We start from the raw sequence: 17,417 nt of genomic DNA, 5'->3' as shown, positions 1-17,417 counted from the left end.
TTTTTTTTAAAAAAAAAAAAAACCCCCGCCATAAAGGCGGGTTTTTTCTTATGCTTTCAATTAAGCGCTTTTCTTCGCTTTCTTGTCAGCTTTGATGACAGGAACTTCTGTTTTCACAGCGGCAACGTCACCTTCTTTGAACTCACGACCGTAGAAGGTATCCAGCAGAATCTGTTTCAGCTCGGAGATCAGTGGGTAGCGCGGGTTAGCACCAGTACACTGGTCATCGAATGCATCTTCAGACAGCTTATCTACATGAGCGAGGAAGTCAGCTTCCTGAACGCCTGCTTCACGGATAGATTTTGGAATACCCAGCTCAGCTTTCAGGCTTTCCAGCCATGCCAGCAGTTTCTCAATCTTCGCAGCAGTGCGGTCACCCGGTGCACTCAGACCAAGGTGGTCTGCGATTTCAGCGTAACGACGACGCGCTTGCGGACGGTCGTACTGGCTGAAAGCAGTCTGCTTGGTTGGGTTGTCGTTAGCGTTATAACGGATAACGTTGCTGATCAACAGGGCGTTCGCCAGACCGTGAGGAATGTGGAACTGTGAACCCAGCTTGTGCGCCATAGAGTGGCAAACACCCAGGAAGGCGTTCGCAAACGCGATACCGGCGATGGTTGCTGCACTATGAACGCGTTCACGTGCTACCGGGTTTTTAGACCCTTCGTTATAGGACGCTGGCAGGTTTTCTTTCAGCAGTTTCAGAGCCTGCAGAGCCTGACCGTCAGAGAATTCAGATGCCAGTACAGAAACGTAAGCTTCCAGGGCGTGAGTTACCGCATCCAGACCACCGAACGCACACAGTGATTTCGGCATATCCATGACCAGGTTCGCATCAACAATAGCCATGTCTGGGGTCAGTGCATAGTCAGCCAGTGGATATTTCTGACCTGTTGCATCGTCCGTTACTACTGCGAATGGCGTAACTTCTGAACCGGTACCGGAAGTGGTGGTTACCGCGATCATTTTCGCTTTTACGCCCATTTTCGGGAACTTGTAGATACGTTTACGGATGTCCATAAAGCGCAGCGCCAGTTCTTCGAAGTGGGTTTCAGGATGCTCGTACATGACCCACATGATTTTCGCGGCGTCCATTGGGGAACCACCGCCCAGTGCGATAATCACATCTGGTTTGAAGGAGTTAGCCAGTTCAGCACCTTTACGCACAACGCTCAGGGTAGGGTCAGCTTCAACTTCAAAGAACACTTCAGTTTCAACGCCAGCCGCTTTCAGTACAGAGGTGATCTGGTCAGCGTAGCCGTTGTTGAACAGGAAACGGTCAGTCACGATGAGCGCACGTTTGTGGCCATCAGTAATCACTTCATCCAGCGCGATTGGCAGTGAGCCACGGCGGAAGTAGATAGATTTCGGAAGTTTGTGCCACAACATGTTTTCAGCTCGCTTAGCAACGGTTTTCTTGTTGATCAGGTGTTTTGGACCAACGTTTTCAGAGATGGAGTTACCACCCCAGGAACCACAACCCAGAGTCAGGGAAGGTGCGAGTTTAAAGTTGTACAGATCACCGATACCACCCTGAGAAGCAGGGGTGTTAATCAGGATACGTGCAGTTTTCATCATCTGACCGAAGTGGGCAACGCGTTCTGGCTGGTTGTCCTGGTCGGTGTACAGACAAGAAGTGTGACCGATACCGCCCATGGCAACCAGTTTCTCGGCTTTCTCTACCGCGTCTTCGAAATCTTTCGCACGGTACATGGCAAGCGTTGGAGACAGTTTTTCGTGAGCAAACGGCTCGCTTTCATCAACAACTTTCACTTCACCGATCAGGATTTTGGTTGTTGCCGGAACGGTAAAGCCTGCGAGCTCAGCAATTTTGTAGGCTGGCTGACCCACGATAGCGGCGTTCAGCGCGCCATTTTTCAGGATAATGTCCTGAACCGCTTTCAGCTCTTTGCCCTGCAGCAGGTAGCCGCCGTGGCTGGCGAAACGTTCGCGAACCGCGTCATATACGGAATCCACGACCACAACAGACTGTTCAGATGCACAGATCACGCCGTTATCGAAGGTTTTAGACATCAGCACAGACGCAACGGCACGTTTGATATCAGCGGTTTCATCGATAACAACAGGGGTGTTACCCGCGCCCACGCCGATAGCAGGTTTACCGGAGCTGTATGCGGCTTTAACCATGCCTGGACCACCGGTCGCCAGAATCAGGTTAATGTCCGGGTGATGCATCAGCGCATTGGAGAGCTCAACGGAAGGTTGGTCGATCCAGCCGATCAGGTCTTTTGGTGCACCCGCTGCGATAGCCGCTTGCAGGACGATATCTGCAGCTTTGTTAGTCGCGTCTTTCGCACGTGGGTGTGGAGAGAAGATGATTGCGTTACGGGTCTTCAGGCTAATCAGTGATTTGAAGATTGCAGTAGACGTTGGGTTAGTGGTCGGAACAATACCGCAGATGATGCCGATAGGTTCAGCGATGGTGATGGTACCGAAGGTGTCGTCTTCGGACAGCACGCCACAGGTTTTCTCATCTTTATAGGCGTTGTAGATATACTCGGAAGCAAAGTGGTTTTTAATCACTTTATCTTCCACGATACCCATGCCGGATTCGGCGACGGCCATTTTAGCGAGAGGGATTCGAGCATCTGCAGCAGCCAGTGCGGCCGCGCGGAAGATTTTATCAACCTGTTCTTGGGTGAAATTGGCATATTCACGCTGGGCTTTTTTAACGCGCTCGACGAGGGCGTTCAGTTCAGCGATATTAGTAACAGCCATAATGCTCTCCTGATAATGTTTAAACTCTTTTAGTAAACCAGCGCTCGATACGTCACACAGTATAGACAGAGCCGATACGACTTGCGTAACACAAAGTAAAACAAAGAGTTACTTTATGCGTCAGCACACTAATTTACTAAAAGAGCCTTACCTTAGCATCATCCCTTTTTGTCAGGTGATCTCCCTGGGGGCGTAACCAAGATTACTCACTTCTGAGTACGGAAATCATGATCTGCGTCAATTTTCCCCCAAGCTGATACCTTTCAGCAGGGTTATTTCGTTGAGATTTTTCAAGTGTTAAATAATTACGTAAGTAATGGAAGTGGCGCTGTCATTGATTATACATATATTTAACATCCTGAAATGGTAACGTTTTGCCGCAGATTTCGAGTGAAGTATGCTAATAAAAAGGGTATCTTCAGCGCGATTTCTCATGACAAATTGTCAGTCCCGGGCATGTGTATAAGCGGAGCAAAACGTGATTCAAACGCTCTTTGATTTTCCAACGTATTTTAAATTTTTTATTGGTTTGTTTGCCCTGGTCAACCCGGTGGGGATCATTCCTGTCTTCATTAGTATGACGAGTTATCAGACGGCGGCGGCCAGGAATAAGACCAACCTCACCGCTAACCTGTCAGTAGCTATCATCCTGCTCACCTCCCTTTTCCTGGGTGACGCCATTCTCCAGCTCTTCGGGATTTCGATTGACTCGTTCCGCATAGCGGGTGGGATCCTGGTCGTGACCATCGCCATGTCAATGATCAGCGGTAAGCTGGGCGAGGATAAACAAAACAAGCAGGAGAAGTCAGAAACTGCCATCCGCGAAAGTATTGGCGTGGTGCCGCTGGCCTTACCGCTCATGGCTGGCCCTGGCGCCATCAGTTCAACCATTGTCTGGGGCACGCGTTACCATAGCCTGATGCACCTGATTGGCTTTTCCGTCGCCATTGCGCTTTTCGCGCTCTGCTGTTGGGGCGTATTCCGCATGGCGCCCTGGCTGGTGCGCCTGCTGGGTCAAACGGGCATCAACGTCATTACGCGTATCATGGGCCTGCTGTTGATGGCGTTAGGGATTGAATTCATCGTTACGGGAATTAAAAGCATTTTCCCCGGTTTGCTGCACTGATATTTCGTATGAAAGAACGGAGCCATGGCTCCGTTTTTTACGTCATTATCAGTAAATCCTATAACTAAAGTTGAAATGCTCACATATCATAATAAATTCTACTAATAATGTTCATTGCTTGTATTTCAATGAGTTATTAATTCCCGCCAAACCCGCCTGCGCAGAAAACCTTCGATCGATCTGTTATTTTACTCACATGATACTCTGGGGCTTGCTGAGAGATAACCGAAATGATATTAGTAAATTCAACATTCCCTTAGATGAATGTGCTAAATAATAACCAGTTGTTAAATTTTTGTACAAAATCACTCGATGATAGCGCAGCGACGCGCTTGTAGAGAAAACTCTCTCTATCCTATTGAATATCATGTTTTTTTAGTGATGCTCGATGTCCGGCAAGGCTGCCCTCAACGATGCGGTACTCACCGTAAAAGAGAATTGCTTAACAAATTTGCAAAATGTATTGGCGCGCGTTTACGCCATTTGATACTTTCCGGCCTAATATTTTGCAGCATAAAACAAGCAGATGAGAATTATTTTCATATGGTTCTCTTCTCAGATATCCAGCGCAGGTCTCAAACAGGGGAGGCCTGTAAAGAATCGACGCAAGACGGCCATACGAGCGGTCAGTAATAAAAAAGTCGGTGATAGCAAGCAGTAAAAGAAGAACCTGACAGCAGCAAAAAAAACTCCTGCGCTGTACAGGCCCCAACAGGGGATTACACAGCTGGCGAAGGCCAGTCATTATAATGAGTGGAGTACCAACACAATGTCCATCATCACAAAAAAAAATCTGGTAGCGGCGGGGATTTTAACTGCGCTAATCGCGGGCAACGCTGCAATGGCTGCGGACGTTCCTGCAGGTGTTCAACTGGCTGAGAAACAGACGCTGGTGCGTAACAACGGTGCGGAAGTTCAGTCTCTTGACCCGCACAAAATTGAAGGTGTTCCTGAGTCTAACGTTAACCGCGACCTGTTCGAAGGCCTGCTGGTGACAGACGTAGACGGCCACCCGGCGCCGGGTGTAGCCGAAAAATGGGAAAACAAAGATTTCAAAGTCTGGACCTTCCATCTGCGTAAAGATGCGAAATGGTCCGACGGTACGCCGGTCACGGCCGAAGATTTCGTTTATAGCTGGCAGCGTCTGGCGAATCCAACCACCGCCTCTCCGTATGCGAGCTACCTGCAATATGGCCACATCGCCAATATTGATGACATCATCGCGGGTAAAAAACCTGTTACCGACCTGGGCGTAAAAGCGATCGATGCGAATACCTTTGAAGTGACGTTGAGCGAACCTGTTCCGTACTTCTATAAGCTGCTGGTTCACCCGTCCGTCTCCCCGGTACCAAAATCCGCCGTGGAAAAATTTGGTGAAAAATGGACGCAGCCTGCCAATATCGTGACCAACGGTGCCTATAAGCTGAAAGACTGGGTGGTCAACGAGCGTATGGTGCTTGAGCGTAACCCGCAATACTGGGACAACGCGAAAACCGTCATTAATCAGGTGACCTACCTGCCAATTTCGTCTGAAGTGACTGACGTTAACCGCTACCGCAGCGGTGAAATCGACATGACCTATAACAACATGCCGATTGAACTGTTCCAGAAACTGAAAAAAGAGATCCCTAAAGAAGTTCACGTCGATCCGTATCTGTGCACCTACTACTATGAAATCAACAACCAGAAAGCACCGTTCACCGACGTACGCGTTCGTACTGCGCTGAAGCTGGCTCTGGATCGCGATATCATCGTAAACAAAGTGAAAAACCAGGGCGATCTGCCGGCATACAGCTATACCCCTCCATACACCGATGGTGCAAAACTGACCGAGCCAGACTGGTTCAAACAGACTCAGGAACAGCGTAACGCGGAAGCGAAGAAACTGCTGGCCGAAGCGGGCTACACCGCAGATAAGCCGCTGACCTTCAGCCTGCTCTACAACACTTCCGATCTGCACAAAAAACTGGCTATCGCCGTCGCTTCGATCTGGAAGAAAAACCTGGGCGCGAACGTGAAGCTGGAGAACCAGGAGTGGAAAACCTTCCTCGACAGCCGTCATCAGGGCACCTTTGATGTGGCACGTGCTGGCTGGTGTGCGGACTATAACGAACCGACCTCCTTCCTGAATACCATGCTGAGCGACAGCTCGAACAACACCGCTCACTATAAGAGCCCGGCGTTCGACAAGCTGATTGGCGACACGCTGAAAACCACTGACGAAGCACAGCGTACAGAACTGTACTCTAAGGCCGAGCAGCAGCTGGATAAAGATTCCGCGATCGTTCCGGTTTACTACTACGTTAACGCCCGTCTGGTGAAACCGTGGGTAGGTGGATATACCGGTAAAGACCCGATGGATAATATCTACGTTAAAAACTTGTATATTATCAAGCATTAATGGCAATGAGTGGGGCGGGCGTGCTCGCCCCACGGTGTCTAACCAACGTCACATAATATAGGCACACGCCAGAAGGTACGGGCAATGTTGAAATTTATCCTACGTCGCTGTCTTGAAGCGATTCCAACACTATTTATTCTCATCACGATTTCCTTCTTCATGATGCGTCTTGCGCCGGGCAGTCCATTTACCGGTGAGCGTACGCTACCGCCTGAAGTTATGGCGAATATCGAAGCGAAATACCACTTGAACGATCCTATCTCCACCCAGTACTTCAACTACCTGAAGCAGCTAGCGCACGGCGATTTTGGACCGTCATTTAAATATAAAGACTATTCCGTTAACGACCTGGTCGCGTCCAGCTTCCCGGTTTCGGCTAAGTTGGGTGCTGCGGCATTCATTCTGGCCATCGTTTTCGGGGTCACCGCAGGCGTCATTGCCGCGCTCAGACAAAATACCAAATGGGATTATGCCGTAATGGGGGTGGCAATGACCGGGGTAGTGATACCCAGCTTCGTTGTCGCGCCATTACTGGTGATGATATTTGCCATTACGCTGAAGTGGCTGCCTGGCGGCGGCTGGAACGGCGGGGCATTGAAGTTCATGATATTGCCGATGGTGGCATTATCTCTGGCGTACATCGCCAGCATCGCGCGTATCACCCGTGGTTCAATGATCGAAGTTCTGCACTCGAACTTCATTCGTACCGCGCGCGCTAAAGGACTGCCGATGCGTCGGATTATCTTCCGCCACGCGCTCAAACCGGCGCTGTTGCCCGTGCTCTCCTACATGGGACCGGCATTTGTCGGGATCATCACCGGCTCGATGGTTATCGAAACAATCTACGGCCTGCCTGGCATTGGTCAGCTGTTTGTAAACGGCGCGCTCAACCGCGATTATTCGCTGGTACTGAGCCTGACCATTCTCGTCGGTGCGCTGACCATTCTCTTTAATGCTATCGTCGATGTGCTGTATGCCGTCATCGACCCGAAAATCCGTTACTAACTGGAGCACGCCATGATGTTGAGTAAGAAAAACAGCGAGGCGCTGGAAAACTTCAGTGAAAAACTGGAAGTAGAAGGTCGTAGCCTCTGGCAGGACGCGCGCCGTCGCTTTATGCACAACCGTGCAGCGGTTGCCAGCCTGGTTGTTCTGGTGATTATCGCGCTGTTTGTGACCCTGGCGCCGATGCTGTCGCAATTTACCTATTTCGACACCGACTGGGGCATGATGTCCAGCGCGCCGGATATGGAATCAGGCCACTATTTCGGCACGGACTCCTCAGGACGCGATCTGCTGGTGCGTGTCGCTATCGGTGGCCGTATCTCGCTGATGGTCGGTATTGCTGCCGCGCTGGTGGCGGTGATCGTGGGGACGCTCTACGGCTCACTGTCCGGCTATCTTGGCGGCAAAATAGACTCGGTAATGATGCGTCTGCTGGAAATCCTGAACTCCTTCCCGTTCATGTTCTTCGTCATTCTGCTGGTGACCTTCTTCGGTCAGAATATTTTGCTGATCTTTGTGGCCATCGGGATGGTTTCCTGGCTGGATATGGCGCGTATTGTCCGCGGCCAGACGCTGAGCCTCAAACGCAAAGAGTTTATCGAAGCGGCACAGGTTGGCGGTGTCTCTACCGGGAATATCGTGGTTCGCCATATCGTTCCTAACGTGCTGGGCGTGGTGGTGGTCTATGCCTCACTGCTGGTGCCAAGCATGATCCTGTTTGAATCTTTCCTGAGCTTCCTCGGTCTCGGCACACAAGAGCCTCTGAGCAGCTGGGGCGCGCTGCTGAGTGACGGTGCAAACTCAATGGAAGTGTCTCCGTGGCTGCTGTTATACCCGGCGGGTTTCCTGGTCGTCACCCTGTTTTGTTTTAACTTTATCGGCGATGGCCTGCGTGATGCCCTCGACCCGAAAGACCGTTAAGGAGCGCCGTCATGACAATTATTGAAACGGCCACTGCGCCACAGGCGCAACAGCAGAATAACCTTTTGCTGGATGTGAAAGACCTCCGCGTGACCTTTAAAACGCCGGACGGGGATGTTACCGCCGTCAACGATCTCAACTTCAACCTGCGCGCGGGTGAAACGCTGGGGATCGTGGGGGAATCCGGTTCCGGAAAATCACAGACTGCCTTTGCGCTGATGGGCCTGCTGGCTGCTAACGGCGTGATTGGCGGCTCCGCTAAATTCAACGGTCGTGAAATCCTCAACCTGCCGGAACACGAGCTGAACAAGCTGCGCGCTGAGCAGATCTCGATGATTTTCCAGGATCCCATGACCTCGCTGAATCCGTATATGCGCGTAGGCGAGCAGCTGATGGAAGTCCTGATGCTGCACAAAGGCCTGGGCAAAGCGGAAGCTTTTGAAGAGTCGGTCAAAATGCTGGATGCGGTGAAAATGCCGGAAGCGCGTAAGCGTATGCGCATGTTCCCTCACGAGTTTTCTGGCGGTATGCGTCAGCGCGTGATGATTGCGATGGCGCTGCTGTGCCGGCCAAAGCTGCTGATTGCCGATGAACCTACCACCGCGCTGGACGTTACCGTTCAGGCGCAAATCATGACCCTGTTGAACGAGCTGAAGCGCGAGTTCAACACGGCGATTATCATGATCACCCACGACCTGGGCGTTGTGGCGGGCATCTGCGACAAAGTGCTGGTGATGTACGCCGGTCGTACCATGGAATACGGCAAAGCGCGCGATGTCTTCTATCAGCCTGCGCACCCGTACTCCATTGGTCTGCTGAACGCGGTGCCGCGTCTTGATGCGGAAGGGGAATCCCTGCTCACCATTCCGGGCAACCCGCCAAACCTGCTGCGTCTGCCGAAAGGCTGTCCTTTCCAGCCGCGCTGCCCGCACGCAATGGAAATCTGCAACAGCGCTCCGCCGCTGGAAGAGTTTGCACCAGGCCGTCTGCGCGCCTGCTTTAAGCCGCAGGAGGAGCTGGTATGAACGCATTAGATGAAAAACGCAACGTGCTGCTCGAAATCGCCGATCTTAAAGTGCATTTCGACATCAAAGACGGAAAACAGTGGTTCTGGCAGCCGCCGAAGACCCTGAAAGCGGTGGACGGCGTCACGCTGCGCCTGTACGAAGGGGAAACCCTGGGCGTGGTGGGAGAGTCCGGCTGCGGTAAATCGACCTTTGCGCGAGCCATTATCGGTCTGGTCAAAGCCACCGACGGTAAAGTGGCCTGGCTGGGTAAAGATCTGCTGGGCATGAAGCCCGACGAGTGGCGCGAGGTGCGCAGCGATATCCAGATGATTTTCCAGGATCCGCTGGCATCATTAAACCCGCGTATGACCATCGGCGAGATTATTGCCGAGCCGCTGCGCACCTATCATCCGAAGATGTCTCGTCAGGAAGTGCGCGACCGCGTGAAGGCGATGATGATGAAAGTCGGCCTGTTGCCAAACCTCATCAACCGCTATCCGCATGAGTTCTCCGGCGGTCAGTGCCAGCGTATTGGTATTGCCCGTGCGCTGATCCTAGAACCGAAGCTGATTATCTGCGATGAGCCGGTTTCCGCACTGGATGTGTCCATTCAGGCACAGGTGGTTAACCTGCTGCAGAAGCTGCAGCGCGAAATGGGGCTGTCGCTGATCTTCATCGCGCATGACCTGGCCGTGGTGAAACACATTTCTGACCGCGTGCTGGTGATGTATCTGGGGCATGCCGTGGAGCTGGGCACCTATGACGAGGTGTACCATAATCCATTGCACCCATACACCAGAGCGCTGATGTCCGCGGTGCCGATCCCCGATCCGGATCTGGAAAAGAATAAAACCATCCAGCTTCTGGAAGGGGAATTACCTTCGCCGATTAACCCGCCTTCAGGCTGCGTCTTCCGCACGCGCTGCCCGATGGCCGGGCCGGAATGTGCTAAAACGCGACCGGTTCTCGAAGGCAGCTTCCGACATGCGGTTTCCTGCCTGAAAGTAGACCCGTTATAATCGCAAGGGCTGACATGATGTCAGCCCTTATTTTTTGCGAGGTAACTGTGTCGCGTTTATTCACGTTAGCCCGTCGGCGGCTATATCATTTTTTATTCGATCCTGAAACGGTTTCCGGGAGGCGCTTTGAAGGTCTGTGCGGTTTATTTGCGCTCCTCAGCGTGGTTGTCATCTTTATTGAATCGGGTGCCGGGACGCAATACCACCTGACGTTTGACGAATGGCATATCTTTGTCTGGCTTGAGCTGGCGATTACCCTGGTTTTTACCGCTGAATATCTCCTGCGGGTAATAGCCTGGCCCAACCCGGCCAGATATGTTTTCAGCTTCTGGGGATTTATCGATTTAGCCACCATCCTGCCGCTCTATGTTATGTGGCTGTGGCCGGAGATTAGCCTGAGTTATGTCTTTGCCTGGCGAGCGATGCGCGTGATTCGGGTATTACGTATTCTGAAATTACTGCGTTTTATGCCGTCATTACGCGTGTTCTGGAGTGCGATCGTCAGCGCCCGCCATCAGCTTATTTTGTTCTACTCGTTTATTGCCATCGTCATGATTGTTTTTGGCGCGCTGATGTATTTAATAGAAGGGCCTAAATATGGCTTTACGACGCTCAATGCGTCCGTCTACTGGGCCATTGTGACCGTCACGACCGTGGGTTACGGTGATATTACGCCCCATACGCCACTGGGGCGCATCGTGGCGTCCGTGCTGATTTTGATTGGCTATTCGGTTATTGCCATCCCGACGGGACTTATTACCACACACATGAGCAGCGCGTTTCAGAGCCGCAAGCAGCAGCGCAAATGTCCTCATTGCCAGCAGTGCGAACATGAACACGACGCGCGGTTTTGTCACCGCTGCGGCAGTGAATTACCGGAGTAAATAAAAAAGGCTGCAATCGCAGCCTTTTTTATTATTCGCGCCAGAGAATATGGCACAGCTTGTGGTCTTTCTCCCGACAGAGCAGGACGCGGGCGAAAATATCGTTAATTTCGCCGCCGTCTTCATCGGCCAACCCAATCACCACTTCGGCAAAGAAGTCAGGATTCAGGTCGAAATCCACATGCTCAGCCCAGTCTTCTGAAGGGTCGAACAATTCAGCGCCGCCGCGCTCTTCGAACTGCAGATTAAAGAGGATCACGTCTGCGGGATCGAGGTTATCAACCGCCAGTTCGAGAAAAATGTCATAGGCCTGCTCGAGCGTTTCGTCTTCGGTCAGGCGATTGTTCAGATCCATTTCCATGATGACTACCTGTTTAACATCGTTGGGCACGTTTTACAGCAACGGACTAAAGAAGTAAAACAGTCGTTCGGCAATTCTCTGCCACATCGGACGTTTTACCCACAGTCTGGCATCCAGCAGCCGCGAGCGGGAGATATAATCATCCTGCACCGCCGCAAGGTCGCCGCCAAAGCCTGCATCATCAATGACCAGCGTAATTTCAAAGTTTAGCCACAGGCTGCGCATATCCAGGTTGACCGTTCCCACCAGGCTCAGCTCACCGTCGACAAGAACGCTCTTGGTGTGGAGCAATCCGCCTTCAAACTGGTAAATTTTCACCCCTGCGGCCAGCAGTTCGCTGAAGAATGCCCGGCTGGCCCAGCCCACCAGTAGGGAGTCATTTTTGCGTGGCAAAATGATGCTCACATCGACACCGCGCTGCGCGGCGGTACAGATCGCGTGCAGGAGGTCGTCGCTGGGGACAAAGTAGGGCGTCGTCATGATCAGATATTCACGCGCCGAGTAGGTTGCCGTCAGCAGCGCCTGATGGATTAAGTCTTCCGGGAAGCCCGGCCCGGAAGCAATGGTATGAATGGTGTGACCGCTGGCCTCTTCAAACGGCATAATATTGCCGTCCGGCGGTGGCGGCAGGATACGCTTGCCGGTTTCAATCTCCCAGTCGCAGGAATACACGATGCCCATCGAGGTGGCAATCGGCCCCTCCATTCGCGCCATCAAATCAACCCATTGACCTACGCCCGAGTCCTGTTTGAAGAAGCGCGGGTCAACCATATTCATGCTGCCGGTGTAGGCAATATAGTTATCGATCATGATCATTTTGCGATGCTGGCGGAGATCCATCCGGCGCAGAAACACGCGCAGGAGGTTCACCTTCAGCGCTTCAACCACTTCAATCCCGGCATTACGCATCATGCCGGCCCAGGGGCTACGGAAAAATGCCACGCTACCCGCGGAGTCGAGCATCAGGCGGCAATGAATGCCGCGCCGCGCTGCGGCCATCAGCGATTCAGCGACCTGGTCAGCCATCCCGCCGGGCTGCCAGATATAAAAAACCATCTCGATATTATGACGAGCCAGCTGAATATCGCGGATTAACGCCTGCATGACGTCGTCGGACGAGGTCAGCAGCTGCAGTTGATTGCCCTTAACGCCGCCAATCCCCTGACGGCGCTCGCACAGCTTAAACAGTGAGGAGGCGACGCTGCTGTTCTCCTCGGCAAAAATATGTTTGCAGGCCTTAAGATCGTTCAGCCACTTCGCGGTGGAGGGCCACATGGCGCGGGCCCGCTCGGCGCGGCGTTTACCCAGATGAAGCTCGCCGAAAGAGAGATAGGCAATAATTCCCACCAGCGGGAGGATATAAATGATCAGAAGCCAGGCCATGGCAGAGGGTACGGCTCTGCGCTTCATCAGGATGCGTAATGTCACACCCGCGATTAACAGCCAGTATCCCAAAATGACCAGCCAACTCACCACGGTGTAGAAGGTTGTCATAGGTAAAAAAATCCTTTTGAAAGCGTATTGTTATGAGTGTACGCATCAGGATTCATCTGGCAAATAAAAACGCCAGGTAAAAGCGCTGGTTTGCTGCCGGGTTGGGTTTATAATGGCGACTCTGTTAGTTAAAGAGTTGTAGACATGAAGCGCAGTAGAACAGAAGTAGGGCGCTGGCGCATGTTGCGACAGGTGAGTCGTCGCAAGGCTCGTTGGCTGGAAGCTCAATCCCGCCGCAATATGCGTATTCACGCCATCAGAAAATGTGGATTGACCAGGCACCGCAATGCGTTGCTGTTCGCAGTCCAGGATATCTGAAACCATGAGGGCACCGTAACGGGTGCCCGCTGATTTTATAGCGTCTGATTTTTTAGGAATAGCGTATTTGCAGCGATATTCCTGTTGTGTTTAGCAAAAGGAGGGAGAAGTGTTTGCGGAGTTTGGCGTACTGAATTTCTGGACGTATGTTGTCGGCGCATTTTTTATCGTGCTGGTGCCAGGGCCGAATACCCTGTTTGTGCTAAAAACCGGGATCGGTCACGGCGTTAAAAAAGGGTATCTTGCCGCCACGGGCGTATTTATCGGCGATGCGGTGCTGATGTTTCTGGCCTGGGCGGGCGTCGCGGCATTAATCCAGACCACGCCGGTACTGTTTAATATCGTGCGCTATCTCGGGGCCTTCTATCTGCTCTGGCTGGGCGGCAAAATGCTCTGGTCAGTGGTGAACCGCCAGAAAAATGCGCATGAGAGCGGCCCTGAACCGGCCAGTATGATCATGAAACGTTCGCTGGTGTTAAGCCTGACCAATCCCAAAGCGATTCTGTTCTACGTATCGTTCTTCGTTCAGTTCATTGACGTGAATGCACAGAGCACCGGCACTTCTTTCCTGATCCTCGCGACGACGCTGGAGTTAATAAGCTTTATGTACATGAGCTTCCTGATCTTCTCCGGCACGTTTGTCACGCGTTATCTGAAAACAAAAAAGAAACTGGCAAAGCTGGGGAACGGGCTCATAGGGCTGCTGTTTGTCGGGTTTGCGGCGAGGCTAGCGTCGCTACATTGATGGTTTGAAAGGTTCCTGAGGGAGCCTTTTTATTATGTTTGACAACACCTCAACTGTTAGTTGTATAGTGCAACTAACCGATGAGGGCAGAACATGCACAGCGAAACTCCACTAGTCAGTGTTATTCGACGTTCCTCGCGCCTGATGGTGCGAGAGTTAGGATTTATGGGGTCTACCCTGGCCTCAACGAATTACTCGCCTTCGGCCGTCCATACTCTGGTCGAAATTGCTCTACGCAAAGAGATGACGGCGAGCCAGCTGGTGCAACTGCTGGGCCTGGAAAAGTCCAGCGTCAGCCGGATGCTGGCTCGTCTGATTGCCGCGGGGGAGCTCGAGGAGGTTATTTCAGCTGAAGATGCGAGAGCGAAGAGTCTCAGGCTGACCGCGAAAGGTCATGAGACGGTCAGTAAAATTAATACCTTTAGCAACGAGCGCGTGGTCTCAGCAATAAAGAGTCTTGCTCCTGCCCAGCAGCAGACCATTTCTGAAGGACTCTCCCTTTATGCCAACGCGCTTCTGGCGTGCCGTGAAAAGGGCAACGACACGCACCCTGACGAGCTTATGATAGTGCAGGGGTATATCCCCGGCATGATTGGCCGTATAGCGGAAATGCACGGGAGTTATTACGTTCGTGAACATCATTTTGGCCGCTTTTTTGAGGCCAAAGTGGCTACAGGGGTTGCAGAATTTAGTGACCGCCTGGATAAGCCATGCAATCAGATCTGGCTGGCGGTGATGGACGGCAGAATAGTGGGATCTGTGGCGATAGACGGCGAGGATTTAGCGCCGGGTGAAGCCCATCTTCGCTGGTTTATTCTTGATGATGGCTGTCGGGGACACGGCGTGGGGAAAAAATTGCTGACCGAAGCGATGCGTTTTTGCGACAGCGTGGGTTTTTCTGCCGTGCATCTCTGGACATTCAATAAATTGACTGCGGCACGACGTTTATACGAATCGTTTGGATTTACGCTCGCCAAAGAGTGGGAGGGCGATCAGTGGGGAACCCTTATAACGGAGCAACAGTTTACCCGGCGCAGAGACGCGTAACCTCTACTATGAAAAAGGCTCCTTTCGGAGCCGCTTTGGTATCAGAACACTTTCTTATACGGTCTGACCGTCACTTTCGCATACACACCTGCTGCAACATACGGATCTGCGTCAGCCCATGCCTGAGCGCTTTCCTGAGATTCAAACTCAGCAATCACGGTGGAACCAGCAAAACCGGCAGCACCCGGATCGTTGCTGTCTACTGCGGGCATGGGGCCAGCGGTCAGTAATCGGCCTTCATCCTGGAGTAGCTGCAAACGTGCCAGATGCGCAGGGCGCACGGACTGGCGTTTTTCGAGCGAATCAGCAACATCTTCAGAGTAAATCACGTAAAACACGGCGAAGCTCCTTAACCGGTAAAAGTGTCAGTTACGTTATGTGAAAGGGCAAACGACTGCAATGTAAAATAAAAACAATGTTAATACCCTGATCTGAATGCGCCTTTTTTGGCCTCTCAGGCGCTAAAGTTGCGCCAGAACAAAGTGTCTTATTGAATATGATTGCTATTTGCATTTAAAATCAGGGTTCGGTTTTTTAACGTTGATGAATATGACTTCGATGACCCTTGATTTACCTCGCCGCTTTCCCTGGCCGACGCTGCTTTCTGTCGTGATTCACGGTGCCGTTGTGGCGGGTTTGCTGTATACCTCGGTTCATCAGGTTATTGAAATGCCCGCGCCCGCGCAGCCGATTTCGGTGACGATGGTATCGCCAGCGGATCTCGAGCCGCCGCAGGTTGCCCCTCCGCCGCCGCAGCCGGTGGCAGAGCCTGAGCCAGAACCCGAGCCCGTTCCGGAGCCACTGAAGGAAGCCCCGGTAGTGATCCACAAACCTGAACCGAAGCCAAAACCTAAGCCGAAGCCAAAGCCGGTGAAGAAGGTCGAGGAGCGTCCGAAACACGAGGAACGTCCGGTTGAACCGCGCGCGAACCAGACGGTGGAGAATGCAGCGCCTTCGCGTCCGGTGATGAATAACACCGCGACAGCGCCTAAGCCGACAGTCAGTGCCCCCGCGGGCCCGCGCGCGCTGAGTCGCAACCAGCCTCAGTATCCGGCGCGAGCGCAGGCCTTGCGTATTGAAGGCCGCGTACGGGTTAAATTTGACGTTACTGCCGATGGCCGCGTGGATAACGTGGAAATATTGTCCGCTCAGCCTTCTAATATGTTTGAGCGCGAAGTGAAATCGGCGATGCGCAGATGGCGTTATGAGCCAGGCAAGCCGGGCAGCGGATTGATCGTCAATATCGTTTTCCGCCTGAACGGCGGGGCGCAGATGGAATAAAAAAAGCCTCCGAAAGGAGGCTTTTTTTTGCCTGTCGATCAGGCCTGCGGAAGTTGACGAGGTTTACCCTCACTATCCACTGCAACATAAATAAACAGCGCTTCGGTGGCCTTATAACGCTGCCCAATGGGTTCCGAAGAGACTTTCTTAACCCATACTTCAATGTTGATTGAAATAGAGGTGTTGCCGCGTTTGACGCAGCGTGCGTAGCAGCAAACCACATCTCCCACCGCAACCGGGCGCAGGAAGGTCATGCCGTCCACTCGCACAGTTACCACGCGCCCGTGGGCAATCTCTTTTGCCAGAATTGCGCCGCCCATATCCATCTGCGACATCAGCCAGCCGCCAAAAATATCGCCATTGGCATTGGTGTCAGCGGGCATTGCCAGTGTGCGTAAAACCAGTTCGCCCTGCGGGGCGTTAGTTGTTGTCATTGTTTTAACTCGTAACGGAAGACTTCAGGCGGGATGCTACTATGATTTTACAGCGGAGAGAATAGACCAGAACGCCTGTCGTAGACGTCTGGTCAGTCGTTAATCAGTGGTTGTCATCCTGGGGCATATGACGATAGATGTATACGCCGCTTAACAGCGTGAAGATAAGCGTCAGCGCGGTCAGGCCAAAGACCTTAAAGTTGACCCAGATATCCTGCGGCAGCCAGAAAGCGATATAGATATTAGCGAGACCGCAAAGTATAAAGAAGATTGCCCAGGCGGTATTCAGACGCGACCAGACTATCTGCGGCAGCGTTAGTTCTTTACCTAGCATGCTCTGGATCAGGGGCTTTTTCATGAACCATTGACTGAACAGTAACGCTGCTGCAAACAACGCATAAATAACGGTAACCTTCCACTTAATAAATTCAACATCATGCAAGGCAATGGTCAATCCACCGAACACCGCCACTAAAATGAACGTGATAAGCGCCATTTTTTCGACTTTGCGATAGCGAATCCAGCTATAGATCAGCACTACGGCGGTCACGACGATTAACGCTTTTGTTGCAGCAAAAATGTCATACAACTTATAGACAGCGAAAAAGACCGCGAGCGGTAAAAAATCAAGTAAC

The 17,417-nt window shown here is 52.2% G+C and carries 17 protein-coding genes; 11 read left to right on the top strand and 6 right to left on the bottom strand.

Annotation, left to right across the window (positions count from 1 at the left end):
* Positions 1–60: 60 nt before the first annotated feature.
* A complete protein-coding gene (gene adhE / locus DEO48_RS09675) occupies positions 61–2,739 on the bottom strand; it encodes a bifunctional acetaldehyde-CoA/alcohol dehydrogenase (RefSeq protein WP_032647603.1) in 2,679 nt (892 codons plus the stop codon).
* Positions 2,740–3,217: 478 nt separating this feature from the next.
* Between adhE and DEO48_RS09670 the strand changes: the two genes are divergently transcribed.
* The 7 genes from DEO48_RS09670 to DEO48_RS09640 all read left to right on the top strand — a co-directional run bounded on the left by DEO48_RS09670 (position 3,218) and on the right by DEO48_RS09640 (position 11,102).
* Positions 3,218–3,865 carry a YchE family NAAT transporter gene (locus DEO48_RS09670; RefSeq protein ID WP_023312098.1) on the top strand — a complete coding sequence of 216 codons (648 nt, stop codon included), beginning with the start codon at positions 3,218–3,220 and terminating at the stop codon, positions 3,863–3,865.
* Between the two features lie 769 nt (positions 3,866–4,634).
* Positions 4,635–6,266 (top strand): oligopeptide ABC transporter substrate-binding protein OppA, encoded by a 1,632-nt coding sequence (gene oppA / locus DEO48_RS09665; RefSeq protein ID WP_024907095.1) that lies wholly within the window; start codon positions 4,635–4,637, stop codon positions 6,264–6,266.
* Between the two features lie 84 nt (positions 6,267–6,350).
* Positions 6,351–7,271 (top strand): oligopeptide ABC transporter permease OppB, encoded by a 921-nt coding sequence (oppB, locus tag DEO48_RS09660; protein WP_008502786.1) that lies wholly within the window; start codon positions 6,351–6,353, stop codon positions 7,269–7,271.
* A gap of 12 nt (positions 7,272–7,283) precedes the next feature.
* Positions 7,284–8,192, top strand: a complete 909-nt coding sequence (oppC, locus tag DEO48_RS09655) for an oligopeptide ABC transporter permease OppC (RefSeq protein WP_023312096.1) — start codon at positions 7,284–7,286, stop codon at positions 8,190–8,192.
* An 11-nt stretch (positions 8,193–8,203) separates the two neighbouring features.
* Positions 8,204–9,217 (top strand): ABC transporter ATP-binding protein, encoded by a 1,014-nt coding sequence (locus DEO48_RS09650; RefSeq protein WP_023312095.1) that lies wholly within the window; start codon positions 8,204–8,206, stop codon positions 9,215–9,217.
* Positions 9,214–10,218 carry a murein tripeptide/oligopeptide ABC transporter ATP-binding protein OppF gene (gene oppF / locus DEO48_RS09645; RefSeq protein WP_023312094.1) on the top strand — a complete coding sequence of 335 codons (1,005 nt, stop codon included), beginning with the start codon at positions 9,214–9,216 and terminating at the stop codon, positions 10,216–10,218. The genes DEO48_RS09650 and oppF overlap by 4 nt, the downstream gene beginning before the upstream one ends.
* Before the next feature lie 14 nt (positions 10,219–10,232).
* The gene (locus DEO48_RS09640) at positions 10,233–11,102 is read left to right on the top strand and encodes an ion transporter (protein WP_181366993.1); all 870 of its coding nucleotides are present in this window, start codon (positions 10,233–10,235) and stop codon (positions 11,100–11,102) included.
* A gap of 31 nt (positions 11,103–11,133) precedes the next feature.
* Here DEO48_RS09640 and DEO48_RS09635 read toward each other — a convergent pair whose 3' ends face one another.
* Both DEO48_RS09635 and cls read right to left on the bottom strand, forming a co-directional pair.
* Positions 11,134–11,463 carry an HI1450 family dsDNA-mimic protein gene (locus tag DEO48_RS09635; protein ID WP_006810881.1) on the bottom strand — a complete coding sequence of 110 codons (330 nt, stop codon included), beginning with the start codon at positions 11,461–11,463 and terminating at the stop codon, positions 11,134–11,136.
* A 33-nt stretch (positions 11,464–11,496) separates the two neighbouring features.
* On the bottom strand, positions 11,497–12,957 hold the full coding sequence (gene cls, locus DEO48_RS09630; RefSeq protein WP_029741729.1) for a cardiolipin synthase: 1,461 nt from the start codon (positions 12,955–12,957) through the stop codon (positions 11,497–11,499).
* 144 nt (positions 12,958–13,101) lie between these two features.
* On the opposite strand from cls, the gene DEO48_RS26520 reads away from it, so the two are divergent.
* The 3 genes from DEO48_RS26520 to DEO48_RS09620 all read left to right on the top strand — a co-directional run bounded on the left by DEO48_RS26520 (position 13,102) and on the right by DEO48_RS09620 (position 15,067).
* Positions 13,102–13,275 (top strand): YciY family protein, encoded by a 174-nt coding sequence (locus DEO48_RS26520; protein WP_086379783.1) that lies wholly within the window; start codon positions 13,102–13,104, stop codon positions 13,273–13,275.
* A gap of 109 nt (positions 13,276–13,384) precedes the next feature.
* The gene (gene leuE / locus DEO48_RS09625) at positions 13,385–14,020 is read left to right on the top strand and encodes a leucine efflux protein LeuE (RefSeq protein ID WP_109845027.1); all 636 of its coding nucleotides are present in this window, start codon (positions 13,385–13,387) and stop codon (positions 14,018–14,020) included.
* Positions 14,021–14,113: 93 nt separating this feature from the next.
* Positions 14,114–15,067, top strand: a complete 954-nt coding sequence (locus DEO48_RS09620; protein ID WP_109845026.1) for a helix-turn-helix domain-containing GNAT family N-acetyltransferase — start codon at positions 14,114–14,116, stop codon at positions 15,065–15,067.
* A gap of 41 nt (positions 15,068–15,108) precedes the next feature.
* Here DEO48_RS09620 and DEO48_RS09615 read toward each other — a convergent pair whose 3' ends face one another.
* Entirely contained in the window at positions 15,109–15,405 is a 297-nt protein-coding gene (locus tag DEO48_RS09615; protein ID WP_023312090.1) for a YciI family protein, read from the bottom strand.
* 220 nt (positions 15,406–15,625) lie between these two features.
* On the opposite strand from DEO48_RS09615, the gene tonB reads away from it, so the two are divergent.
* Positions 15,626–16,348, top strand: coding sequence for a TonB system transport protein TonB (tonB, locus tag DEO48_RS09610; protein WP_109845025.1), 723 nt, complete (start codon positions 15,626–15,628; stop codon positions 16,346–16,348).
* A gap of 38 nt (positions 16,349–16,386) precedes the next feature.
* On the opposite strand, the gene yciA is transcribed toward tonB, so the two are convergent.
* Together yciA and DEO48_RS09600 are read right to left on the bottom strand one after the other, a co-directional pair.
* Complete coding sequence (yciA, locus tag DEO48_RS09605; RefSeq protein WP_008502796.1) at positions 16,387–16,782, bottom strand: acyl-CoA thioester hydrolase YciA; 396 nt, start codon at positions 16,780–16,782, stop codon at positions 16,387–16,389.
* A 103-nt stretch (positions 16,783–16,885) separates the two neighbouring features.
* Positions 16,886–17,417: septation protein A (locus DEO48_RS09600; RefSeq protein ID WP_109845024.1), on the bottom strand; the 532-nt coding region annotated here is incomplete at its 5' end.

Origin of the sequence: Enterobacter sp. CGMCC 5087 (assembly GCF_003144775.1) — a bacterium.
In the GTDB taxonomy this organism is placed as follows: Bacteria; Pseudomonadota; Gammaproteobacteria; order Enterobacterales; family Enterobacteriaceae; genus Enterobacter; species Enterobacter cloacae_M.
This window is presented reverse-complemented; position numbering and strand designations above follow the sequence as displayed.

Coding starts and splice junctions, on each gene's coding strand:
- adhE (WP_032647603.1), bottom strand. CDS start 2,739: ATGGCTGTTACTAATATCGCTGAACTGAACGCCCTCGTCGAGCGCGTT.
- oppA (WP_024907095.1), top strand. CDS start 4,635: ATGTCCATCATCACAAAAAAAAATCTGGTAGCGGCGGGGATTTTAACT.
- oppB (WP_008502786.1), top strand. CDS start 6,351: ATGTTGAAATTTATCCTACGTCGCTGTCTTGAAGCGATTCCAACACTA.
- oppC (WP_023312096.1), top strand. CDS start 7,284: ATGATGTTGAGTAAGAAAAACAGCGAGGCGCTGGAAAACTTCAGTGAA.
- DEO48_RS09650 (WP_023312095.1), top strand. CDS start 8,204: ATGACAATTATTGAAACGGCCACTGCGCCACAGGCGCAACAGCAGAAT.
- oppF (WP_023312094.1), top strand. CDS start 9,214: ATGAACGCATTAGATGAAAAACGCAACGTGCTGCTCGAAATCGCCGAT.
- DEO48_RS09640 (WP_181366993.1), top strand. CDS start 10,233: ATGATGTCAGCCCTTATTTTTTGCGAGGTAACTGTGTCGCGTTTATTC.
- DEO48_RS09635 (WP_006810881.1), bottom strand. CDS start 11,463: ATGGAAATGGATCTGAACAATCGCCTGACCGAAGACGAAACGCTCGAG.
- cls (WP_029741729.1), bottom strand. CDS start 12,957: ATGACAACCTTCTACACCGTGGTGAGTTGGCTGGTCATTTTGGGATAC.
- DEO48_RS26520 (WP_086379783.1), top strand. CDS start 13,102: ATGAAGCGCAGTAGAACAGAAGTAGGGCGCTGGCGCATGTTGCGACAG.
- DEO48_RS09620 (WP_109845026.1), top strand. CDS start 14,114: ATGCACAGCGAAACTCCACTAGTCAGTGTTATTCGACGTTCCTCGCGC.
- tonB (WP_109845025.1), top strand. CDS start 15,626: ATGACCCTTGATTTACCTCGCCGCTTTCCCTGGCCGACGCTGCTTTCT.
- yciA (WP_008502796.1), bottom strand. CDS start 16,782: ATGACAACAACTAACGCCCCGCAGGGCGAACTGGTTTTACGCACACTG.